This is a genomic window from Bradyrhizobium sp. Ken64, from assembly GCF_055807555.1.
In genome coordinates this window covers 366,802-387,644 of the sequence record NZ_JBVVPA010000005.1, presented here as the reverse complement: position 1 = coordinate 387,644, position 20,843 = coordinate 366,802, and the positions used below count along the sequence as shown (strand labels likewise).

Genomic DNA, 20,843 nt, shown 5'->3' with positions numbered 1-20,843 from the left:
GGGATTCGCAGGGCTATCAAGCCACGCGAATCTTAAGACTATTTTGCAGGAAAATGTAATCCGCAAAGTCCCGCAGGCAGGTCTGCGCGCAGGCCTAGCGCTGCACCACCGGGGGCGAGGCCTGTACCGCACCTTGCCGGGCCGGCGGCGGACCCGCGGGGCGAGCGGCCGGCGGCTTTTTCTGCTGGTTCGGCCGCGCCGGCGTGGTCGCCGTCGGCGTATCGGCGGCACCGGGCGCGGCGGCGGCCGGTGGCTGCGCGTCCTCGGCCGGCTCGACCGTGTCGTTCTGGATCTGCTTTTCCATCGCGCGCAGCTTGGCGACGTTCTTCTGGTGCGCGTCGTAGGTCTCGGTGAAGGAATGCCCGCCGGTGCCGTCCGCGACGAAATAGAGGTCGCGGGTGCGGGCCGGATTGGCGGCAGCCTCAAGCGAGGCCCGGCCGGGGTTGGAGATCGGGCCCGGCGGCAGGCCCTCGATCACATAGGTATTGTAGGGCGAGGGCTGCGTGATCTCGCTGCGCTTGATCGGACGGCCGAGCGTGCCCTTGCCGCCGACGAGGCCATAGATGATCGTGGGATCGGACTGCAGCTTGATCCTCTGCTTCAGGCGATTGACGAACACCGCGGCGACGCGGCTGCGCTCGTCCGGCTTGCCGGTCTCCTTCTCCACGATCGAGGCCAGCGTCACCAGCTGCTCCGGACTCTTGACCGGAATGTCCTGACTGCGGCGCTCCCAGATCTCGGTCAGCACGCGCTTGTGCGCCTGCTGCATGCGTTGGATCACCTGATCGCGCGGGGTGCCGCGCGGGAACTTGTAGGTCTCGGGCAGCAGCGTGCCTTCGCGCGGCAGCTCACGCACGCTGCCGGTGAAGATGTCGTTGTCGGAGAGCCGCGCCACGATCTGCTCGGAGGTCAGGCCCTCCGGGATCGTCACGGCGTGCTGCACCACCTTGCCCTCGACGATGGTGGCAATCACGTCGCGCAAGGATGCGTTCTTCTGGAACGAATATTCGCCGGGCTTGAGGTCCGAGCTCGCCTTCAACGCAGCGACGCTGGCAATGAAGGCCCACGGATTGACGTCGGTCACGCCTTCGCGGTTCAGCGTCTCGGCGATGTCACGCTTGCCGGCGCGCTGCGGGATGTTGACGATCTTGTCTTCCTTCAGCGGTCCCGGCGCCTCGAGCACCTGCCGGCCGTAATAGTACACGCCGCCCGCACCGATCATCGCAATCAGCAGCAGGGTGATGATGGCGTTGCCGACGATCACGAAGGGATTGCGCGCACGATCCGATCGCTTCGGCGGCGGCGGGACCTGCTCGGGCTCGAGCGCTGCCCGCGGGCTCCGGGGCGAAATGGGCGGCCTTTCACTCATCGAAGCAACCTGAATCCTGCCGGTTCAATCGCGACCTGACAATCGCTTGCCGAGCCAAATGCACGCGCCCGCTTCCATGACTATCGCCGAATACGGCAAAACGGTGGATTCGTCGCAACAACAAACTAGTGGACCAGACGCCGGAAGATGACCGATGCGTTGGTACCGCCAAAACCAAAAGAATTCGACAACGCGACGTTGACCTCGCGCTTCTTCGCCTGATGCGGCACGAGATCGATCGCAGTCTCGACCGACGGATTGTCCAGGTTGATGGTCGGCGGCACGACATTATCGCGAATCGCGAGAATGGCGAAGATCGCCTCGATCGCGCCGGCCGCCCCCAGGAGATGACCGGTCGACGACTTGGTCGAGGACATCGCGACCTTGGAAGCCGCATTGCCGAGCAGACGTTCAACGGCACCGAGCTCGATCTCGTCACCAAGCGGTGTCGAGGTGCCGTGCGCATTGATGTAGTCGAGATCGGACGCGGTGAGGCCGGCGCGCTTGAGCGCCGCCGCCATGCTGCGGAAGCCGCCGTCGCCGTCGGGTGACGGCGAGGTGATGTGATAGGCATCGCCCGAAAGACCGTAGCCGATCACCTCGGCATAGATCCTCGCGCCGCGGCGCTGGGCGTGTTCGAGCTCTTCGAGGACCAGAACGCCGGCGCCCTCGCCCATCACGAAGCCGTCGCGGTCCTTGTCGTAGGGGCGCGAAGCCTTCTCGGGCGTTTCGTTGAAGGCTGTCGAGAGCGCACGCGCGGCGTTGAAGCCGGCAATGCCGATGCGGCCGATCGGCGATTCCGCGCCGCCGGCAACCATGACGTCGGCATCGCCGAGCGCGATCAGGCGGGCGGCATCGCCGACCGCGTGAGCACCGGTCGAGCAGGCCGTGACCACCGAATGGTTCGGCCCCTTCAGCCCATGCTTGATCGAGACGTAGCCGGAGGCGAGATTGATCAGCCGGCCCGGAATGAAGAACGGCGAGACCCGGCGCGGCCCGCGTTCCTTCAGCAGGACCGCGGTTTCGGCAATGCCGTTGAGGCCGCCGATGCCGGACCCAATCATGGTGCCGGTGGCGCATTTGTCCTCTTCGGTCTCGGGATGCCAGTTGGCATCGTCGAGCGCCTGGCCGGCTGCGGCCATGCCGAAGATGATGAAGTCGTCGACCTTGCGCTGGTCCTTCGGCTCCATCCAGATATCGGGATTGAAACTGTCGTTGGTACCGTCGCCGCGCACGACCGTGCAGCCGATCTTGGTCTGAAGATCGGAGACATCGAAGCTCTCGATCTTGCGTGCGCCGCTTTGGCCGTCGAGGATGCGTTTCCAGGTCGGCTCGACTCCGCAGCCGAGTGGCGAAACCATGCCAAGACCCGTAACGACAACCCGCCTCATATCCGAAAACTCCGCATCGAAACATTCACGGCCAATAACAAGAAACCGGCTGACCGCTGTTGGGCGGTCCGTCCGGTTTCAATGTTGTCCCCGCGAAAATGAAGAGCCTTAGCTCTTCGCGTTCTTCTCGAGAAACTTCGTGGCGTCGCCGACGGTGAGAATCGTCTCCGCGGCGTCGTCCGGAATCTCGCAACCGAATTCCTCTTCGAACGCCATCACCAGCTCGACGGTGTCCAGACTGTCGGCGCCGAGGTCGTCGATGAAGCTCGCAGCGTCGACAACCTTCTCGGGTTCAACACCAAGGTGTTCGACCACGATCTTCTTAACCCGCTCGCCAATCTCACTCATTGCATAACCTCGTGTTGTTCCCTGTAGACCCGACCCCCCGGGACGATACGAGCCGTCGTGGTCGTTGACTGCCTTCGCTTACGAACTTTGATCTGGCCCCATCCTAACCGATGCAGGCCCGGCGAATGACGGCCAAGGCTCCGCATCGCCAATATACAGGGTTTCAAAAACCTGCAATGGCGTTCTTTGCCCATCCGTTGAAGGTCCGGTTATCATACTTCAATTGCGTTGACTACAAGCCTCATTTCGCTCCGGAAACGGCCGTTTGCCGCATTCCGCACCGCCAGGGGGCGGTGCGGCCTGAAGCGTCAGATCATGGCCATGCCGCCGTTGACGTGGATGGTTTGGCCGGTGACATAGGCCGCTTCGTTCGAACTCAGGTAGACGGCGGCCGCCGCGATGTCCTCTGGCGTGCCCAGGCGATTGGCCGGAACCTTGGTCAGAATCGTTTCGCGCTGCTTGTCGTTGAGCGCATCGGTCATCGGCGTCTTGATGAAGCCGGGCGCGATGCAGTTCGCGGTGACGCCACGCTTGGCGTATTCGGCACCTAACGTCTTGATCATCCCGATCAGGCCCGCCTTCGACGCGGTATAATTGCCCTGCCCCGGGTTGCCGGTGACGCCGACAACCGACGTGATGGCGATGATGCGGCCGAAGCGCTTGCGCATCATCAATTTGGTGGCGGCGCGGGCAAGCCGGAAGGTCGAGGTCAAATTGATGTTGATGACCTCCTCCCAGTCCTCGTCACGGAGCTGCACGAAGAGATTGTCGCGGGTGATGCCGGCATTGGCGACGAGGATGTCGACCTGTCCCATCGCCGCTTCCGCAGCAGGCACCAGCGCTTCGACCTCGTCGGCCTTGGCGAGATTGCAGGGCAGCACATGGGTGCGCTCGCCGAGCTTGCCGGCAAGCTCATCCAGCACTTCCTTGCGCGTCCCCGATATCGCAACGGTGGCGCCCTGCGCGTGCAGCGCCTGTGCGATCGCGCCGCCAATGCCGCCGGTTGCGCCGGTGACGAGCGCCTTCTTGCCGGTCAGATCGAACATCTTTGCAACTCCTCTAGGCCTGCTTCGCAGCGGCCAATGCATCCTTGGCGGCAGCAATGTCGTTGGGACCACCGACCGCAACGCCGACGGCACCGTCCGCAATACGCTTGACGAGGCCGGTCAGCACCTTGCCGGCACCGATCTCGAAGAAACGCGTGACGCCCTGCCCCGCCATATAGGCAACCGACTCGCGCCAGCGCACGGTACCGGTGACCTGCTCGACCAGGCGGCGGCGGATCTCGTCGGGATCAGTGATCGCGCTCGCCAGCACGTTCGACACCAGCGGGGTCGCCGGGGCCTTGATCGTGACCTTGGCCAGCGCCTCCGCCATCGCGTCGGCAGCCGGCTGCATCAGCTTGCAATGGAACGGTGCGGACACCGGCAGCAACATTGCGCGCTTGGCGCCCCTGGTTTTGGCGATCTCCACGGCGCGATCGACCGCGGCCTTGTCGCCGGAGACGACCACTTGCCCGCCGCCATTGTCGTTGGCGGCCTGGCAGACCTGCCCCTGCGCGGCCGCGTCCGCCACCGCCACGGCCGCCTCGTAGTCGAGGCCGAGCAGAGCGGCCATCGCACCGACGCCGACCGGCACCGCTTTTTGCATTGCGAGACCGCGGATGCGAAGGAGCCGAGCGGTATCGGAGATCGTCAGGCTGCCGGCCGCGGCGAGCGCCGAATATTCACCGAGCGAGTGGCCGGCGACGAAGGCCGCATCCCGCCTTACGGAAAACCCGGCTTCGGTCTCCAGCACGCGCAGGGTGGCGACGGACACCGCCATCAGGGCCGGCTGGGCGTTTTGGGTGAGCTGGAGGGTTTCGGCCGGACCATCCCAGATGGTCGCCGTCAGCTTCTCCCCCAGCGCGGCGTCGACCTCGTCGAACACGGCGCGCGCCACCGGAAAGGCATCGGCCAGGGCCTTGCCCATGCCGACCGCCTGGGACCCCTGCCCCGGAAATGTGAATGCTGCCGTCATCGGCGCTCCCTGCTTGTCGGGCGTGATCCCTGCGAGAACCGGCAGCTGATGACGCACGGCCTTAGGCCATGGTTCCGGATCATGCTCCAAAGGGGGCCGTAGACACCGTCCGGGGCCGGAATGTCAAGCCAAGATAGGAACTTCGATCAGCATTCAACTGGCAGTCTTCAACTGATGAGACGGGTCCCTAAAATCCGCCGGCCGTCTGGTTGGCGTCGACCTCGGACCCCGCCTGCGCGCGGCGCGCGCTGTTGACCAATTGCCCCGGGCGGTCATCGCGGTTCGGCTTCGCGGTCGCAAGCCGCAGCACGGCCGCGTAACTCGGCTGCACCTCCATGCGGCCCGCGTGCCGGCTCTCGCTCAGCAGGCGATGCACCTTCGGCAGATTGTAGCAGGGCACGTAGAACAGGAGATGATGTTCGAGGTGGTAGTTCACGTAATACGGCGCGATGAACAGACGCTCGAGGAAATTGGCGTCCGTGGTGCGGGTGTTGCGCAAGGGATCGCTGCTGTCGGGCACGACTGCGTGCTCGGCGATGTTGCGGATACGTGTGATGACCATCATCCAGGTCAGGAGCGGCACCAGCCATAGCAGCGGATAGGCCCACCATACGCCGGCCGCCGTGAGCGCGGCGAACATCGCGCCATTGACCAGACATTGCGGACCAAGTTTCTCCCAAAAATGCGCCGCGCGCTGCCGCGACGGCCAGTCCTTCGGCCCGAGCGCATTGAGCAACTGCGCCTTGCGCTGCTGATAGCCGGTCTGCCCCGTGAGGTCGCGAATGAACTTGCGGCGATAGCTCAGCTTCGTGATGGGAAATGGCGCCGACAGCACGAGATCCGGATCATCCTCCTGCTGCGTGCGCGCATGATGCTGAAGGTGATAGCGCCGATAGCTGCGCGTCTCCGCAAACAGAGGGTAGGCGCAGAACCACTGGCTCAAGGTCAGATTGGTCTTCTCGTCGGCGGACAGGCAGCCATGCGCGCCGTCATGCATGAGGATCGCGAGCCCGAGCTGGCGCGAGCCGATGATGGCGACGGCGAAAATATAGGTGATTGGATTGGGCCACCACGCGACCAGGGCGATTGCGGCGATGATGAGGGCCCAGGCGTGCGCGATCAGCGCGACGCCTTTCCAGGTCACGCGCTGGCGCACGTCGGCAAGCTGGTCGTCGGTCAGGAAATCGCGGGCACGCATGCGAAGCGCAGTCATGACCTAACTCTCCTCATTCGAATTGCTCGATGCGTCGCGCGCGTCGACGAGGCGCAGGCGCGCAGCGCCATCATTGGATTTCGCCTGTTCGCCCAGCACGCGCAGCATCTCGGCGCACAGCGCCTCTGGCGAACGGCCCATGGCGTAGCCCTCGAGGATGATTCCGATGGCGACAGCCCAGAACCGCCGCGAACTCTCATCCGGTGCGCGCAGGGAGCGCCAGCCGTGCCGCGCGACCTGGCTCGCATAGGCCCGCGCGCCTTCACTGTGCAGGCGCTCGATGGTACGCTCGACCAGCGGCGCGAGATCCTGGCGCCGCCGCGTCAGCGTCAGCGCCTCGGCGAAGAAGGTCACCGAATCGCTCGCCGTCACGGTCTCGGCCAGCGCGTGGGTATAATCCTGCGGCGTGCGCGCCTTCAGCGCCGCCTGCTCGGTCGCTCGCGCCAGATACAGCAGCTCGCGGCAGGCGCATTCGACGAACAGCGCCTCCTTGGTGCGGAAGTAATAGGTGATCTGGCTGGGGAACGCGTTCGCAGCGGCTGCGATGTCGGCGATCGCCGTACCCGACAGCCCCCGCTCCCGGAACAGCGGGCTCGCGGCATCCAGCAGCAGCGAGCGCATTTTGCGGCCGGCCGATCGCGTGGCGCGGGCGGCGTGCTTGGGATCGCCTGCCGCCTCGATCGGCTCGTGGGCCGGCTTTTCTGCCATTGGGTTTCGCTCCCGCTGACTTATTTGTATGATATACAAACAAATAAATCAAGCCGGTATGGTAGCCGGCGGGGGATCGACCCGCCCGCATCGGGACCGCCGCGCCGAAAACGGCGCCTGCAACCTTGCCAAGTCGGCCGAAATCCGTATAACGCGCCCATCCGCAGACCCCGGCCGGGAGCTGAACGGACGGTCTCAGCAAATCATTCGTGATTTTGGTGTGGCAGGGCCAGTCGGCCCGTCGTCCCGTGTTTCCGCCTTCTGAGCTTCATCCCAGAGTCCTTTCCGAAGGCCTCTTAAGGGCTTGACGCCGGGCGATGCGCCAACATGAGGAAAGGACTTCCATGGCTCTCTATGAGCATGTTTTTCTCGCGCGCCAAGACGCGAGCACGCAGCAGGTCGAAGAGCTGACTGCGCAGATGACCGGCATCGTCGAGGGTCTCGGCGGCAAGGTCACCAAGACCGAGAATTGGGGCGTACGCTCCCTCACCTACCGCATGAACAAGAATCGCAAGGCGCATTTCGTGCTGCTCAACATCGACGCGCCGTCCGCGGCGATCGCCGAGATCGAGCGCCAGGAGCGTATCAGCGAAGACGTGATCCGCTATCTCAGCGTCCGCGTCGAGGAGCTCGAGGAAGGCCCGTCCGCGATGATGCGCAAGGCCGACCGTGACCGCGAGCGTGACGACCGTGGCGGCGGCTTCCGTGGCGATCGTGAAGGCGGTGGCTTCCGCGGCGACCGTGAGGGTGGTTTCCGTGGTGGCGATCGTGAAGGTGGCGGCTTCCGCGGTGACCGCGGTCCGCGCCGTCCGCGCGAAGACGCTGAAACCACCACCACCACGACGGATGGGGAGTAAGAACAATGGCTGAAGCTGGTGCACGCCGCCCGTTTTTCCGTCGCCGCAAGAGCTGCCCGTTCACGGGCGCGAATGCTCCGAAGATCGACTACAAGGACTCCAAGCTGCTGATGCGTTACGTCTCCGAGCGCGGCAAGATCGTGCCGAGCCGCATCACCGCCGTGTCCGCGAAGAAGCAGCGTGAGCTCGCCCGCGCCATCAAGCGCGCACGGTTCCTGGGCCTGCTGCCCTACGTCATTCGCTAAGACGAATTCGGCCGGCGGCGACATCGCCGCCGGCCGTACCACCTGGTTTCTCATAAGGCTTCCGGGTCGTCCGGTCGCCGATGGTTGGGGCGAGATGCCTCTAACCGCTCGAAGGGAGCGGGACAGCTGATGATGGCTTTTGGACTGATAGCCCTGATCGCCGGCGCCGCGTCGGCCCTGATGTTCGCCTCGATCATTTCGGGCGCGCTGATCTCGCTCGTCCTGTTCTATCTCGCACCGCTGCCGCTGATGGTCGCTTCGATCGGCTGGGGACCGCTTTGCGCGAGCCTCGGCGGCATCGCCGCCGCGGTTGGCCTCGGCGCGCTGTTCGGCCTGCCCTACTGCATCGCCTTCGCTGTCACCGTCGCATTGCCGGCCTGGTGGCTCGGCCATCTCGTCCTGCTGAGCCGGCAGGTCGGCCCCACCGCGCCGCAGGCCGCCGCCGAGCCGCCTACCGAGCCTGCGCTCGAATGGTATCCGGTCGGCCGCATCCTGCTGTGGATCGCGGGCTTCGCCACACTGACCACGATCGCCGCGCTGCTCACGATCGGCACCGACGCCGAGACCATCACCGGCACGCTGCGCCGTGGCTTGATGCGCCTCCTCCGCGCCGCCGACCCGCAGAGCTCCGGCGAGACCGACCAATTCGTCGGCGCATTGGTGCGTATCTTGCCGGCCGGTGCCACCATCGTTGCGATGATGACGCTGACCCTCAACCTCTGGCTCAGCACCAAGGTCACAGCGACGTCGGGCCGGCTGCGGCGCCCCTGGCCGGACCTGATGACGGCGGAGCTGCCGCCGATGACGCTCGTGGCGCTCTGCATCGCGCTGGCGTTCTGCTTCACCGGCGGACTGCTTGCGATCGCGGCGCAAATTGCGACGGCTGCGCTGATGATGGGATATGCGCTGACCGGCTTTGCCGTGCTGCATACGCTGACGCTGGCGCTGAAGAGCCGCACCTTCTGGCTCGGCTCGACCTACGCCGTCGTGGTCGTGTTCGGATGGCCCGTCATCGCGATGGTGATCCTCGGCCTCGCCGATGCCGTGTTCGGCCTCCGCGAACGCTTCCTTCGTACGCGCCAGCCGCCGCCACTGCCGACCTCTTGAGTTCAAGTCCGAAAGTTCACGTTCGAAATTCCAACTCACTCAACACATCAAAGGAGAACGAATATGGAAGTCATTTTGCTGGAACGCGTCAACAAGCTCGGTCACATGGGCGAAGTCGTGAAGGTTCGCGACGGCTATGCCCGCAATTTCCTGCTCAAGCGCGGCAAGGCGCTGCGCGCCACCGCCGACAACCGTGCCAAGTACGACGGCATGAAGGCCGAGCTCGAGGCTCGCAACCTTGAGTCCAAGGGCGAGGCGTCGAAGGTCGCCGAGAAGATCCAGGGCAAGAACATCATCGTGATCCGTCAAGCTTCGGAGGCCGGCCAACTGTTCGGCTCGGTCAACGTGCGCGACATCGTCGTGGCGTTCGAAGCCGACGGTGTTTCGCTGTCGCGCCCGCAGGTTCAGCTCGACGCGCCGATCAAGACCATCGGCAAGCACACCATCACGGTCGCCATCCACCCCGAGGTCGAGGTCGAGATCAGCGTCACCGTGGCGCGCAGCCAGGACGAGGCCGAGCGCATCAATCGCGGCGAGGACATTTCGAGCCGGAACGAAGACCGGGATGCTGCGGCCGAAGCGATCGCAGCCGCCGGCGAGTTCTTCGACCCGGAAGCCCTGCAGGACGGCGCCGAGCCGACGCCGGCTGCGGAAGAGACCGAGAAGTAAGCCTCGCGCTCGCGCAGGCTTTCGAAGCCCGGTCGCCTCAGGCGGCCGGGCTTTTCGTTTTAGCGGCAACGTCCTCGCTGAACATCGCGATCGAGGCGAGCGCCGTTGCCGTATGGTTTCTCGACGCCGTCGCCGACGCAGAAAACGTCGGCTGCGACCACGGAGACCTGACGCCCCGGCTTGATCACCCTCGCCCGGCAAATCGGCTTCTCGCCGGCCGCGGGCGACAACAAGATTGAGCTTGTATTCCAAGACGACGAAAGCCGCGCCAGAGCGCGCCTTCGCGTGACTAAAAAATGTGGTCGCTTATCGCGAAATCGGCGGCGCCGGCGGACCGGACGATTCGGCAGGCGCCGGCGGGGCCGCAGCGGTCGCGGGCGGCGCCGGATCCTGCGACTTCGCTGGCGGTTCGGACCTCGCGGCGGGCTTGGGAGCAGCCTCTTCCGCCGCCTTGGGCGCAGCTGGCTCGGGAGGCTTCGCGGCGGACGGTGCGGCCGGCGTTACCTGCGGCACCGGATCGGGCCGCAACGTCGGAGCTTCGCTGCCGCGCGGCTCCACCTTGGCGCTTTCCGGCTTGGCCTCGGCGGGCTTCTCGGACGGCTTACCGCCTTCAGATTTGCTGCCGTCGGATTTTGCCTCGCCGGAATCCACCTTCGCAGTCTCGGGTTTTGTCTCGGGCTTTGTTTCGGGCTTGGACTCGACCTTCGGCTCGCTCTTCTTGTCGTCTGCTGTCGGCGCCGCGGCATCGACCTTCGGCGCCTCATCACTTGCGGGCTTGCCGCGCTTGCCGAGACGCTTGGCCTTGCGCCCTTCGGGTGCGGCCTGGCCCTCGGGCTTCGCGCCTTCCTTCGTTCCTTCTTCGGCCGGCCGCGCGGCGCGCTTCTGACGCGCGCCCTCGGCCGCGGGAGCGGCACCCTCGCCTTCCGGCTTGGCGGATTCCTGAGAACGTTGCCGGCGGCCCTGATGTTCAGGGGACTGCGCGGGATTGGTATTGGCTTCCTTTTCCTTGGCGCCGTCCTTCCTGTCCTTGCCGTCCTTATGGCCGTCCTTCGCCTGGTAGCGGGTGTCGGTGGCCCCGTTGGAGACGAGGTACGAGGCAAGCACGCCGGCCATGTCGGGGCTGGTCGTGTAATGCTGACGCAGAAAGCCTGGCAGCGAGCCCGGCGCCACCGTCTTCAACAGGCCGCGCGGGCTTTTGTGACATGCATTGCAGGTCTGCGCGAAAAGCTGGGATGGGGCCTTGCCGGCCTCGAGGTTCGTCGCCTGCGCGAGAACGGTATCGGTCGCGCCGAAGCCGATCAGAAGCAAGATCGTCGCGAGGCTGAGCGCTCGGCTCGACATTCCCATCATCTCCATTGAATTCCGAGAGGTGCAGCCGGCAGGCGGCGCCGCGGCGGGTCACCTTTTATCCGATTGAGCCGCGAATGGAAGCAGGCTGCGCGCGCAAGGATGTGATTAAGCGGTTTTGGAATATCCGCTTTGAGCACAGCGCAATAGCGGGCCCGGGCCACCTCCTTAGATCTAGATGCAAACGCATAGGAACCGCTGAGATGCCCGGGCGTAGGGTGTGAAAGGCCGGGTTAGTCGCATCTCTTCGGGTTCGCTCGAGAGGATGGGTGCCGATGGATCGATTGTTGCGTCAATTCCTGTCTCAATTCATCCGCCGCGGGTCGATGACGGTGACCACGGCGAAGGGCTCGAAGTTCACCGTCGGCGACGGCTCGGGCGAACCGGTCGCAGTCCGCTTCGTCACCGCGGACGCAGAGCGGAAGATCCTCGTCAATCCCGAGCTCGGGCTTGGCGAGGCCTACATGGACGGCGAGTTCGTCGTCGAGCACGGCACCATAGCTGATGCCCTCGCGATCCTGCTCGATCAACCCGACCTATTGCCGCACTGGGCAAAACCCTGGTGGCACCTGCGCTATCTGGTGCGGCACCTGAAGCAGTTCAATCCGCGCCCGCGATCCCGCAGCAACGTCGCACACCATTACGATCTCGATGCAAGGCTCTATTCGCTCTTCCTCGACGCCGACAAGCAATACAGCTGCGCCTATTTCGAGACGCCGGAGAGCACGCTCGACGATGCACAGCTCGCCAAGAAGCGGCACGTTGCCGCAAAGCTGCTCGTCAAGAGCGGCCAGCGCGTCCTCGACATCGGCTCGGGCTGGGGCGGACTTGGGCTCTATCTCGCCGAGATCGCAGGTGCTGACGTCACCGGCATCACGTTGTCGACCGAGCAATTGCAGATCGCCAATGCGCGCGCAGCCGAAAAGGGCCTGACCGGATCGGCCAAATTCCTGCTTCAGGATTATCGCGACATCGCCGGTCCGTTCGACCGCGTCGTCTCAGTCGGCATGTTGGAGCATGTCGGCGCCCGCTTCTACGACACCTACTTCCAGCGCTGCGCCGAGCTGTTGGACAAGGACGGCGTCATGCTGCTGCACTCGATCGGCCGTTCGCAGGGCCCGGACTCCACCAATCCCTGGATCGCCAAATACATCTTTCCCGGCGGCTACATCCCCGCTCTCTCGGAGGTGCTGCCGGCGATCGAGCGCGCGGGCCTGCTGGTCTGCGACATCGAGATTCTGCGCCTGCATTACGCCGAAACGCTCAAGGCATGGCGCGAACGCTTCATGGCGCGACGCGAAGAAGCCGTGCAGCTGTATGACGAGCGCTTCGCGCTGATGTGGGAATTTTATCTGGCAGCCAGCGAGATGACGTTCCGCAAGCAGGATATGATGAACTTCCAGATTCAACTCACCCGCCGCCAGGGCGTCGTGCCGATGACGCGCAACTACATCGCGCGTGAAGAAGCCCGGCTGCGGGCCGTCGAAGCCGGCGCCACGCCGAGACTGAAGTTGGCTGGTGAATAAGGCCTAGTGGCGCAGGGTCGAAACCGGAGCGGAAGGGTAAGAGGCCGTTAAGGCCAATTGCATCCGCAACGCCTTCAGGATTTCGGGGGCGACCGGTTCCCGACGCACTTCCGGCCGTTCAGCGTGCTCCATGGCCGCGATCAGCCCCGACAGCCAAAGCCGGCTGCCTGCTTCGCTTCGCCAATTCCGGAGCCGCCGTTCTGGCCGCATCGCTTGCCTCGTTCCCTGGTGGCAGATCGGGAGACAACCCCCGCCCGCTAGCCTGTTCCGGCTGGACCCCCGAAAGAATCCGGGGAGATGTGATCTGCTTCACATAAGTCTCGTCGGCCCTGGCTTAGACCGTCGCCATGAGCAACGAGACCAAAACCTCATTCGACGTGCAGGACGACCTCCGCACCGATTACGCCCTGATCGCTACCGGCGTCGGGGCGGCCCTGGTTGCACTGGTCTACCTCCTGCTGGTCTGAACCGAGCCAAAAGCGCCTAGCGTGCGTCATTCACGCGCGTCTCGATAGGTCTGCCCGGCAACCCATCAGGTTCACTTCATCCGGCGTTTTCCGTGTCGCGGCAGCGGCCGCTTCCAGCGCCGCGACCTGGTTCCACGAAAATCCGTCAAGCGCGGCGCGGGCTGCGGCGAACAATCATCCACCATTTTAATGATCGGTTGATAGCGGCGAGCTTTCGCTTCCGCTTTGGCCAGAGGCGGCGCTTTATCCCGGCCCCGCATCCGCCCCAGAAAATTGCTATCGCTCGACCATGGCCCTGACTGATTCGAACGTTCTCAAACTTGCGCCCGAAGTCGGAACCCCCGCCTATCGCAGCGCGCCGCATAATATCGAGGCGGAACAGAGCCTTCTGGGCGCGATCCTGGTCAACAACGACGCGTTTTACCGCGTCTCCGACTTCCTGGAGCCGAAGCATTACTTCGAGCCGCTGCACCAGACCATCTTCGAGACCGCCTCGAGCCTGATCCGGATGGGCAAGATCGCGACGCCCGTCACGCTGAAGACCTTCCTGCCCGCCGACACCGACATCGGCGGCATGACCATCGGGCAATATCTGGCGCGCCTCGCCGCCGAAGCGACCACCATCATCAATGCGCAGGATTATGGGCGGACCATCTACGATCTCGCATTGCGACGCGACCTCATCGGCATCGGCGAGGACATGGTCAATGTCGCCTATGACGCCCCGGTCGACTTCGCGCCGCGGGCGCAGATCGAGGACGCCGAGCGCCGCCTCTACGAACTCGCCGAATCCGGCCGCTATGACGGAGGCTTCCAGAAATTCTCGCAGGCGCTGACGCTTGCGGTCGATCTGGCCGCGAAAGCGTTCCAGCGCGACGGAAAGCTGTCGGGCATCTCGACGGGCCTGCGCGACCTCGACACCAAGATGGGCGGATTGCAGCACTCCGACCTCATCATCGTCGCCGGCCGCCCCGGCATGGGCAAGACGTCGCTCGCAACCAACATCGCCTACAACGTCGCCCGGGCCTATGTCGGTGAACTCCAGGCCGACGGCACCATGAAGGCCGCCCATGGCGGCGTCATCGGCTTCTTCTCCTGCGAAATGTCGGCCGACCAGCTCGCCACGCGTATCGTGGCCGAGCGCACCGGCATTCCCTCCTCCTCGATCCGCCGCGGCGGCATCTCGGAGGCCGATTTCGAGAAGATCCGCGAGGTCTCGATCGAACTGCAGTCGCTGCCCTTCTATGTCGACGAGACCGGCGGTCTCTCGATCGCGCAGCTTATGGCGCGCGCCCGCCGGCTGAAGCGGCAGAAGGGCCTCGACCTCATCGTCATCGACTACATCCAGCTCTTGTCGGGTTCGGGCAAGCGCAGCGAAAACCGCGTGCAGGAAATCACCGAGATCACGACCAGTTTGAAGGCGCTCGCCAAGGAACTCAGCGTGCCCGTGATTGCGCTCTCGCAGCTCTCGCGCCAGGTCGAGTCGCGCGACGACAAGCGACCGCAGCTCTCGGACTTGCGCGAATCTGGCTCGATCGAGCAGGACGCCGACGTCGTGCTGTTCGTCTACCGCGAGGAATATTACCTCGGAAACAAGGAGCCGCGCCCGGGCACACCGGAGCACGAAAAATGGCGCTTGGACATGGATCTTGCGCATGGCAAGGCCGAAGTCATCATCGGCAAGCAGCGCCACGGCCCGACCGGCACCGTCGATGTGGCCTTCGAAGCGTCGATCACACGGTTCGGCGATCTTGCGCCGGACAGCCAGGTGCCGGACCGCAGCGGCAACGACTACTGAGTTCCCTGGGTTGAACCCGACCGGCCTCTTGCGTAAAACGGCGCCATGACAATGGCGTCCGACCCGAAAATGATCCCGCAATCCGGCCTTCTCTCCGCGGAGGCCAATCAGGCTGCCGCGCTCGCGACCTTCGGCGGCGTGCTCACCGTCGATCTCGATGCCATTATCGCCAATTGGCGCAAGCTCGAGAAGACGGCGGTGCCGGCCGAATGCTCGGCGGTGATCAAGGCAGACGGCTATGGCTGCGGCGCCGAGCAGGTCGCCCGTGCCCTGAACAAGGCCGGCTGCAAGACCTTCTTCGTCGCTACCATCGAGGAAGCGCGCAAGGTGCGCGCGGCGGTGCCGGAGCCTGCGATCTACGTGCTCGGGGGCTATTTCCAGAACACCGGCGAACACTACGCCCAGATCAACTGCCGCCCGGTGATCGGCGATCTCAACGAGCTCGCCGAATGGGACGTGTTCTGTCGCCGCACCGGCTGGACCGGTGGCGCCGCCATCCACATCGACACCGGCATGAACCGGCTCGGCCTGACGCTTGCGGAAGCGCAGGCCATCATTCCCCGCATCAACGCCGGCGATCACGGCATCACGCTGGTGATGAGCCATCTGGTTTCGGCCGAGCAGCTCAACAGCCCGGTGAACGCCAAGCAACTCGCGGCCTTCCGCGGCATCGCCAGCGAATTCTCCGGCGTGCCGGCGGCGCTCGCCAATTCGTCCGGCGTCTTCCTCGGCGCACCCTTCCAGTTCGACATGGTGCGGCCGGGCGCCGCGCTCTACGGCGTCAACCCGACGCCGGAGGCCGACAATCCGATGCAGCCGGTGGTCGACCTCAAGGCCCGCATCGTGCAGATCCGCAATGTCGAGCGCGGCGAGAGCGTCGGCTATGGCGGCACCTGGACCGCGCGGCGGCCGACGAAACTCGCGATCATCGCGGTCGGTTATGCCGACGGCTATTTCCGCGCCGCAAGCTCCAATGACGGCACCCGAGGCGCCGAGGTCATCGTCGCCGGCAAGCGCTGCCCCGTCGCCGGCCGCGTTTCGATGGACCTGATCGCGATCGACATCACCGATCTGCCGCCGAACGCGGCGCGGCGCGGCCACATGGTGACGCTACTCGGCGAGGGCATCACCGTCGACGAGCTCGCGCATCATTTCGGCACGATCGGCTACGAGGTGCTGACCAGCCTCGGTCGCCGCTACGCCCGCATCTACAAGGGCGGGAATGTGGTGGAGCCGCTGGCCAAGCCGGCTCCCGCGCAGGCGGTCGAGCAGCAGCCGCCTGCTCCGCCACCGATCGAGCAGCCCGCAAGCCCGCCGCCGCTGCCGGGCTGAGCGGCTCGCCGCCTACTTCTTTTTCCTGCCGTCCAGCGCCGTCTTGCAGGTTGCGCTGAGCTGATCGCGCTTGCCGTTGAGGCAGGCGACGATGCCGCCGCCCGGCGCAAGGCCGGCGCAGAATTTGTCATAGTCCGCCTTGCACGCGCCGCGCGGATCGGATGATTGTGCCGAGGCGACCCCGGAGAACGCAACGGCGACGGCAATTGCGGCAAAGCTCAACTTGGACATTGTTTCTCCGGTAACGGAAGTCAGGAGCCGGTAGCTCTACATGAAGATCGCGACGTTCAACATCAACAACATCAATCGCCGCCTGCCCAATCTGTTGGCATGGATGCGAACGGCGAAGCCAGATGTCGTCGCACTTCAGGAGTTGAAGGCAAGTGATGGCGAATTTCCGGCGGCCGCGATCGAAAAGGCCGGTTACGGCGCAGTGTGGTGTGGACAGAAGACCTGGAACGGCGTCGCGATTCTGGCCCGCAATGCCGAGCCCATTCTCACCCGCGATCGCTTGCCGGGAAAGCCTGCCGATCACGAAGCCCGCTACATCGAGGCCGCGGTACGCGGTGTCATCGTCACCAGCATCTACCTGCCGAACGGCAATCCGCAGCCGGGACCGAAATTCGACTACAAGCTCGACTGGTTCGCGCGGCTCAAGCGCCACGCCAAAACGTTGATCAAGCAGGACCTGCCCGTGGTGCTCGCCGGCGACTACAACGTTGCGCCTGATGAGATCGACATCTATCCGACGCGCTCGTGGGACAAGGATGCCTTGATCCAGCCGAAGAGCCGTGCGGCCTTTGCCTCGCTGGTGGCGCAAGGCTGGTGTGACGCGATCCGCGAACTGCACCCGGAGCAGCGCATCTACACCTTCTGGGACTACAAGCGAAACCGCTGGCCGCGCGATGCGGGCCTGCGGCTCGATCATCTCCTGCTCAGCCCTGCCCTCGTCTCACGCCTGGCAAAAGCCGGCGTGGACAAGAAGGTTCGCGGCGAGGAAGGCGCGAGCGACCACGCACCGGCGTGGGTCGTGCTGCGCTAGGTCAACGCCCGTAATACTCCTGCACCGTGTCCCACGCTGTTTTTTGCAGAAGCTCCACCGTCGGCGCATCCAGTCCCATCGTGTAGGAATTGCCGACCGGCGAGCGGCCGGTCAGCGCGGCGAACGTCACGCAGGTCGCCAGATACGTGCCTGCGGGGCTCGGGTGCCGCTTGTCCGGCGCATACAGATTGAGCTCCGGCTGCAGCTTGCGCACACGCGCAAAGGCAAGGCCTGCGGGGATCACCAATGCATCATTGGCATTGCCTGCGATCGTGTAGGCGTCGGCCAACGCTTCGGTCATTTCAGGCTTGTCGGCGTAAGCCCAGGACATGAACAGGACCGGCCGCATGCCGTGGGCGCGGACGATCTCGCTGTCCTTCTTCACGAAGGTCGCGAATGCGTCCTTCAACTGCGGATGGATCGGGCACTGGCTGCAATCCATCATCACGACGGCGTCGTACTGCCTGCCCGGCTTGTTGAAAACGACGTTGTTCTGCTCGTCGAACGAATAGGCGCCGAGGCCGCCCGGCCGCAGCAGATTGTCCATGTCGTGCCAATCGAGGCCGGAGCCGCCGATCGTCGCCATGGTGTTGCGATAGGCCGCCTTATTTTCGGGATACGCAGCCCGCTCCATGAAGGAGAGATGTCCGGGCATGCCGTTGTTGTAGTAGAAGAAGCTGTTGCCGACGAACAGCGTCGCCTTGGGGAAATCCGGTCCTGACGTGGTGACCTTGGGCTTGGTCTGCGCCTGCGCATTGAAGCCGGCTACAACGGCCAGACACATCGCGAGCATCACTCGCGCGAAAAGACGCATCATCGGCTTCCTCCCTTTTTCTGTCGGGCCGGAAACAGATCAGCTTTTCAAGAATGCCTCAAGAGCACGGACGAGCAGCAGACATGCGCGCGAGCGCATGCTCACCACAAATTCTTGCCATCGATCATGGTCACCGGCACGGCCTCCAGATCGAATTCGTCGAACAGGCGCGCGTTGACGGCGACCCTCGGATTGTCGAAATCGGGCTTGCCGGTCGACCAGTCCGGCGACTCCGAATAGGTGCCGCAGCCGCAGCTTGCGCAGAAATGGTGTTTGACGGTGCGGCTGCCCCAGAGATAGGTCGCGACGTTCTCCGCCGGCGACAGCAGCCGAAACTGCGCCGGCGTGTAATAGGCCCACAAGGCGCCGCGCTTGGCGCAGAGCGAGCAGGTGCAACGGGTCACGCTCGAGGGCGCCTCCGTCACCTCGAACACCGTCTCACCGCAATGACAGCTTGCCTCGATCGGCATGACCCGCTCTCCGTTTTGTCAGGAGATGGTCGTAGCCGGACCCTGCTGCCAACATGCTGTCAGCAGCGCGCAGCCGGCGTTGCCCCATGTGCTGCGAGCACCGACTTGCCGCGCCAACTCGACAAAACATCAAAAACAACCCCATGCACAGTAGCCGACCGCTGTCGAATCAATGGGTTACACATACCCCGAAACGCAGGTTTTCACAGGTCGAGACACTTCGCCCGACACGCAAACGGTGCGATGGGCCAGGAGCTGACCTCGTAGGCGCCTTGCATTGCCTCCTTGTCCTCAGTTGCAGGATGAAAACCGAGCACGCGTTACCGGGCCTCGGCGATCTTCGGTCCAGGTGACGGCATCTGCGCGTGAGTTGCCGAGGGCCGGCTCGACGGCGATGCCGGGTCCGGTAATCGGAAAGCGGCGTCGGCCGGCGCTCCCTGGGGTGGTCGGCGGGCAACGGTTGTCGGAAGCACGATCACTTTCGCGCCGACTTTCACGCGATCATAGAGGTCAACGACGTCCTCATTGGTCAGCCGGATACAGCCGGACGAGACCCGCTTCCCGATCGTATCGGGCTTGTTGGTGCCGTGAATTCGATATTCGGTGTCGCCCAGATACATCGCCCGAGCGCCAAGCGGGTTGCCAGGACCGCCTGCCATGAACCGCGGCAGATAAGGCTGACGCGAGACCATCTCAACAGGCGGATGCCAATCGGGCCATTCTGCCTTGCGAGCCACAGTCTGCTCACCGGACCATGTGAAACCTTCGCGGCCAACACCGATGCCATAGCGCAGCGCTTGCGCGTCGTTCAGGACGAAATAGAGGAATGTGTTCTTGGTATCGATGATCACGGTGCCTGGCGTCTGACGGCTGGCGTAGTCAACCACCTGCCGAACAAATGCTCCCGGAACGTCAGCCGCTTTTGGTGGTTCGACCAGAGGCGCCGGGGCCGGAAGCGGAGCCGGGGCTGGCGTCGGTGCCGGAGCTGATGCATGAACCGGCGTTGCGACGTAAACCGGAGTTGACGACGCTTGAGCTTCGTGCGCGGACGGCTTTCGTGCCGGTTGCAGGTTCGTCGGCCGGGACAGCAAACCGTACCCCAATGCGCCAACGGCCACGGCGCCAATTGCAACTCTCGCGGCCATCGGGATTGCGAACGTCTCCGCCTTTCCGCGTTTGGCCCGCTTACCCATTACTCTTCCCCCAGGTCACTATGCTCACGAGAGGTACCCAGTAAGATTTAAGAAACTTCGAAGCGATTTCGCTCAGACTGGAACCATCGGCGATGGTTAACGCCGGCCTCTCGTTCGGCAAGACAGGGTTCCCTCGCCTCGCGAATCGCCCGCGCCGCTGGCCGCGGCTAAGCTCTCCCGATTCGTGGAGACCGTTTTGGCTTTCCTCTTCGTCCTCATCGTCGGCCTCGTCGCAGGCACCATTTCCGGCATCGTCGGCACGGGCTCGTCGATCATGCTGATGCCGGTGCTGGTCTATGCCTACGGGCCAAAGGAGGCGGTGCCGATCATGGCGGTGGCCGCCGTCATGGCCAATCTCTCACGAATCCTGGCCTGGTGGCGCGAGGTCGACTGGCGGGCCTGCGCGGCTTATTCGGTGACAGGCATTCCGGCCGCCGTGCTCGGCGCGCGGACGCTGCTGGCCCTGCCCTCGCACGCCGTCGATCTCGCCATCGGCGTCTTCCTGATCGCGATGGTGCCGGTGCGACACTGGCTGGCGCGACACGATCTCAAGGCCAATCTATGGCACCTGGCGATCGGCGGGGCCGTCATCGGCTATCTCACCGGCATCGTCGTCTCCACCGGCCCGCTCAGCGTCCCGCTATTCCTGTTCTACGGCTTGTCCCGGGGCGCCTTCCTCGCCACCGAAGCGGCTTCTTCGCTCGGGCTCTATGCCGCGAAATCCGTGACCTTCGAACGGTTCGGCGCGCTGACCGGCGATGTGTTCGTCAAAGGCCTGATCGCTGGATCTTCGTTGATGGCGGGCGCCTTCATCGCCAAACGCTTCGTGCTGCGCCTGAAGCCCGAAATGTTTCGCGTGGTGATGGACGCGATCATGATCGCCGCCGGCCTCTCCATGCTGTGGAATGCGGCGCAGCCGTAGCCGCGC

At 64.5% G+C, this 20,843-nt stretch carries 21 protein-coding genes and 1 pseudogene; 9 read left to right on the top strand and 13 right to left on the bottom strand.

Going from position 1 to position 20,843, the window contains the following annotated elements; translation table 11 throughout:
• Positions 1 to 94 precede the first annotated feature (94 nt).
• The 7 genes from mltG to AC0L2F_RS12190 all read right to left on the bottom strand — a co-directional run bounded on the left by mltG (position 95) and on the right by AC0L2F_RS12190 (position 7,048).
• Entirely contained in the window at positions 95 to 1,369 is a 1,275-nt protein-coding gene (gene mltG / locus AC0L2F_RS12220) for an endolytic transglycosylase MltG (protein ID WP_007609326.1), read from the bottom strand.
• Positions 1,370 to 1,494: 125 nt separating this feature from the next.
• On the bottom strand, positions 1,495 to 2,760 hold the full coding sequence (fabF, locus tag AC0L2F_RS12215) for a beta-ketoacyl-ACP synthase II (RefSeq protein WP_007609325.1): 1,266 nt from the start codon (positions 2,758 to 2,760) through the stop codon (positions 1,495 to 1,497).
• Positions 2,761 to 2,868: 108 nt separating this feature from the next.
• Positions 2,869 to 3,108 carry an acyl carrier protein gene (locus tag AC0L2F_RS12210; RefSeq protein WP_006020277.1) on the bottom strand — a complete coding sequence of 80 codons (240 nt, stop codon included), beginning with the start codon at positions 3,106 to 3,108 and terminating at the stop codon, positions 2,869 to 2,871.
• Positions 3,109 to 3,416: 308 nt separating this feature from the next.
• Entirely contained in the window at positions 3,417 to 4,154 is a 738-nt protein-coding gene (fabG, locus tag AC0L2F_RS12205) for a 3-oxoacyl-[acyl-carrier-protein] reductase (RefSeq protein ID WP_007609323.1), read from the bottom strand.
• A gap of 13 nt (positions 4,155 to 4,167) precedes the next feature.
• Positions 4,168 to 5,127, bottom strand: a complete 960-nt coding sequence (fabD, locus tag AC0L2F_RS12200) for an ACP S-malonyltransferase (RefSeq protein WP_063996561.1) — start codon at positions 5,125 to 5,127, stop codon at positions 4,168 to 4,170.
• Positions 5,128 to 5,314: 187 nt separating this feature from the next.
• Positions 5,315 to 6,340 carry a fatty acid desaturase family protein gene (locus AC0L2F_RS12195; protein ID WP_473248514.1) on the bottom strand — a complete coding sequence of 342 codons (1,026 nt, stop codon included), beginning with the start codon at positions 6,338 to 6,340 and terminating at the stop codon, positions 5,315 to 5,317.
• Between the two features lie 3 nt (positions 6,341 to 6,343).
• Positions 6,344 to 7,048 carry a TetR/AcrR family transcriptional regulator C-terminal domain-containing protein gene (locus AC0L2F_RS12190; RefSeq protein WP_063992710.1) on the bottom strand — a complete coding sequence of 235 codons (705 nt, stop codon included), beginning with the start codon at positions 7,046 to 7,048 and terminating at the stop codon, positions 6,344 to 6,346.
• Between the two features lie 344 nt (positions 7,049 to 7,392).
• Here AC0L2F_RS12190 and rpsF point away from each other — a divergent pair, with 344 nt between their 5' ends.
• From rpsF to rplI, 4 genes are all read left to right on the top strand, one after another.
• A complete protein-coding gene (rpsF, locus tag AC0L2F_RS12185) occupies positions 7,393 to 7,905 on the top strand; it encodes a 30S ribosomal protein S6 (RefSeq protein ID WP_007609318.1) in 513 nt (170 codons plus the stop codon).
• 5 nt (positions 7,906 to 7,910) lie between these two features.
• Positions 7,911 to 8,150, top strand: a complete 240-nt coding sequence (gene rpsR, locus AC0L2F_RS12180) for a 30S ribosomal protein S18 (RefSeq protein ID WP_007592020.1) — start codon at positions 7,911 to 7,913, stop codon at positions 8,148 to 8,150.
• 129 nt (positions 8,151 to 8,279) lie between these two features.
• Complete coding sequence (locus AC0L2F_RS12175) at positions 8,280 to 9,257, top strand: hypothetical protein (RefSeq protein ID WP_007609317.1); 978 nt, start codon at positions 8,280 to 8,282, stop codon at positions 9,255 to 9,257.
• A 63-nt stretch (positions 9,258 to 9,320) separates the two neighbouring features.
• Positions 9,321 to 9,926, top strand: coding sequence for a 50S ribosomal protein L9 (rplI, locus tag AC0L2F_RS12170; RefSeq protein WP_473248513.1), 606 nt, complete (start codon positions 9,321 to 9,323; stop codon positions 9,924 to 9,926).
• A gap of 37 nt (positions 9,927 to 9,963) precedes the next feature.
• On the opposite strand, the pseudogene AC0L2F_RS12165 reads toward rplI, so the two are convergent.
• Positions 9,964 to 10,178: pseudogene (locus AC0L2F_RS12165) on the bottom strand (hotdog family protein); the annotation flags it as partial.
• 54 nt (positions 10,179 to 10,232) lie between these two features.
• Positions 10,233 to 11,267, bottom strand: coding sequence for a hypothetical protein (locus AC0L2F_RS12160; RefSeq protein WP_473248512.1), 1,035 nt, complete (start codon positions 11,265 to 11,267; stop codon positions 10,233 to 10,235).
• 281 nt (positions 11,268 to 11,548) lie between these two features.
• Between AC0L2F_RS12160 and AC0L2F_RS12155 the strand changes: the two genes are divergently transcribed.
• The 3 genes from AC0L2F_RS12155 (at position 11,549) to alr (ending at position 16,396) form a co-directional block, all read left to right on the top strand.
• On the top strand, positions 11,549 to 12,799 hold the full coding sequence (locus tag AC0L2F_RS12155) for a class I SAM-dependent methyltransferase (RefSeq protein ID WP_473248511.1): 1,251 nt from the start codon (positions 11,549 to 11,551) through the stop codon (positions 12,797 to 12,799).
• 756 nt (positions 12,800 to 13,555) lie between these two features.
• Positions 13,556 to 15,064, top strand: a complete 1,509-nt coding sequence (locus AC0L2F_RS12150) for a replicative DNA helicase (protein WP_063992714.1) — start codon at positions 13,556 to 13,558, stop codon at positions 15,062 to 15,064.
• Between the two features lie 51 nt (positions 15,065 to 15,115).
• Positions 15,116 to 16,396 carry an alanine racemase gene (alr, locus tag AC0L2F_RS12145; protein ID WP_473248525.1) on the top strand — a complete coding sequence of 427 codons (1,281 nt, stop codon included), beginning with the start codon at positions 15,116 to 15,118 and terminating at the stop codon, positions 16,394 to 16,396.
• 12 nt (positions 16,397 to 16,408) lie between these two features.
• On the opposite strand, the gene AC0L2F_RS12140 is transcribed toward alr, so the two are convergent.
• Positions 16,409 to 16,627 carry a hypothetical protein gene (locus tag AC0L2F_RS12140; protein WP_473248510.1) on the bottom strand — a complete coding sequence of 73 codons (219 nt, stop codon included), beginning with the start codon at positions 16,625 to 16,627 and terminating at the stop codon, positions 16,409 to 16,411.
• Between the two features lie 40 nt (positions 16,628 to 16,667).
• Here AC0L2F_RS12140 and AC0L2F_RS12135 point away from each other — a divergent pair, with 40 nt between their 5' ends.
• Positions 16,668 to 17,438, top strand: coding sequence for an exodeoxyribonuclease III (locus AC0L2F_RS12135; RefSeq protein WP_007609306.1), 771 nt, complete (start codon positions 16,668 to 16,670; stop codon positions 17,436 to 17,438).
• 1 nt (position 17,439) lies between these two features.
• Here the strand turns inward: AC0L2F_RS12135 and AC0L2F_RS12130 are convergent, their stop codons facing one another.
• The 3 genes from AC0L2F_RS12130 to AC0L2F_RS12120 form a co-directional block, all read right to left on the bottom strand.
• The gene (locus AC0L2F_RS12130) at positions 17,440 to 18,255 is read right to left on the bottom strand and encodes a hypothetical protein (RefSeq protein ID WP_473248509.1); all 816 of its coding nucleotides are present in this window, start codon (positions 18,253 to 18,255) and stop codon (positions 17,440 to 17,442) included.
• Positions 18,256 to 18,353: 98 nt separating this feature from the next.
• Positions 18,354 to 18,722: a GFA family protein gene (locus AC0L2F_RS12125; RefSeq protein ID WP_007609295.1), complete on the bottom strand. Its 369-nt coding sequence runs from the start codon at positions 18,720 to 18,722 to the stop codon at positions 18,354 to 18,356.
• A 320-nt stretch (positions 18,723 to 19,042) separates the two neighbouring features.
• On the bottom strand, positions 19,043 to 19,915 hold the full coding sequence (locus AC0L2F_RS12120; protein ID WP_473248508.1) for a L,D-transpeptidase: 873 nt from the start codon (positions 19,913 to 19,915) through the stop codon (positions 19,043 to 19,045).
• 196 nt (positions 19,916 to 20,111) lie between these two features.
• Between AC0L2F_RS12120 and AC0L2F_RS12115 the strand changes: the two genes are divergently transcribed.
• Positions 20,112 to 20,837 carry a sulfite exporter TauE/SafE family protein gene (locus tag AC0L2F_RS12115; protein WP_473248507.1) on the top strand — a complete coding sequence of 242 codons (726 nt, stop codon included), beginning with the start codon at positions 20,112 to 20,114 and terminating at the stop codon, positions 20,835 to 20,837.
• Positions 20,838 to 20,843 lie beyond the last annotated feature (6 nt).

Excerpts from the sequence above, each read along its gene's own strand:
- AC0L2F_RS12190 (WP_063992710.1), bottom strand. The coding sequence starts at position 7,048 with ATGGCAGAAAAGCCGGCCCACGAGCCGATCGAGGCGGCAGGCGATCCC.
- alr (WP_473248525.1), top strand. The coding sequence starts at position 15,116 with ATGGCGTCCGACCCGAAAATGATCCCGCAATCCGGCCTTCTCTCCGCG.
- AC0L2F_RS12130 (WP_473248509.1), bottom strand. The coding sequence starts at position 18,255 with ATGATGCGTCTTTTCGCGCGAGTGATGCTCGCGATGTGTCTGGCCGTT.
- AC0L2F_RS12175 (WP_007609317.1), top strand. The coding sequence starts at position 8,280 with ATGATGGCTTTTGGACTGATAGCCCTGATCGCCGGCGCCGCGTCGGCC.
- fabD (WP_063996561.1), bottom strand. The coding sequence starts at position 5,127 with ATGACGGCAGCATTCACATTTCCGGGGCAGGGGTCCCAGGCGGTCGGC.
- rpsR (WP_007592020.1), top strand. The coding sequence starts at position 7,911 with ATGGCTGAAGCTGGTGCACGCCGCCCGTTTTTCCGTCGCCGCAAGAGC.
- AC0L2F_RS12140 (WP_473248510.1), bottom strand. The coding sequence starts at position 16,627 with ATGTCCAAGTTGAGCTTTGCCGCAATTGCCGTCGCCGTTGCGTTCTCC.
- AC0L2F_RS12135 (WP_007609306.1), top strand. The coding sequence starts at position 16,668 with ATGAAGATCGCGACGTTCAACATCAACAACATCAATCGCCGCCTGCCC.
- rpsF (WP_007609318.1), top strand. The coding sequence starts at position 7,393 with ATGGCTCTCTATGAGCATGTTTTTCTCGCGCGCCAAGACGCGAGCACG.
- AC0L2F_RS12155 (WP_473248511.1), top strand. The coding sequence starts at position 11,549 with ATGGATCGATTGTTGCGTCAATTCCTGTCTCAATTCATCCGCCGCGGG.
- rplI (WP_473248513.1), top strand. The coding sequence starts at position 9,321 with ATGGAAGTCATTTTGCTGGAACGCGTCAACAAGCTCGGTCACATGGGC.
- AC0L2F_RS12160 (WP_473248512.1), bottom strand. The coding sequence starts at position 11,267 with ATGTCGAGCCGAGCGCTCAGCCTCGCGACGATCTTGCTTCTGATCGGC.
- AC0L2F_RS12120 (WP_473248508.1), bottom strand. The coding sequence starts at position 19,915 with ATGGGTAAGCGGGCCAAACGCGGAAAGGCGGAGACGTTCGCAATCCCG.
- fabG (WP_007609323.1), bottom strand. The coding sequence starts at position 4,154 with ATGTTCGATCTGACCGGCAAGAAGGCGCTCGTCACCGGCGCAACCGGC.
- AC0L2F_RS12195 (WP_473248514.1), bottom strand. The coding sequence starts at position 6,340 with ATGACTGCGCTTCGCATGCGTGCCCGCGATTTCCTGACCGACGACCAG.
- fabF (WP_007609325.1), bottom strand. The coding sequence starts at position 2,760 with ATGAGGCGGGTTGTCGTTACGGGTCTTGGCATGGTTTCGCCACTCGGC.
- AC0L2F_RS12125 (WP_007609295.1), bottom strand. The coding sequence starts at position 18,722 with ATGCCGATCGAGGCAAGCTGTCATTGCGGTGAGACGGTGTTCGAGGTG.
- mltG (WP_007609326.1), bottom strand. The coding sequence starts at position 1,369 with ATGAGTGAAAGGCCGCCCATTTCGCCCCGGAGCCCGCGGGCAGCGCTC.
- AC0L2F_RS12210 (WP_006020277.1), bottom strand. The coding sequence starts at position 3,108 with ATGAGTGAGATTGGCGAGCGGGTTAAGAAGATCGTGGTCGAACACCTT.
- AC0L2F_RS12150 (WP_063992714.1), top strand. The coding sequence starts at position 13,556 with ATGGCCCTGACTGATTCGAACGTTCTCAAACTTGCGCCCGAAGTCGGA.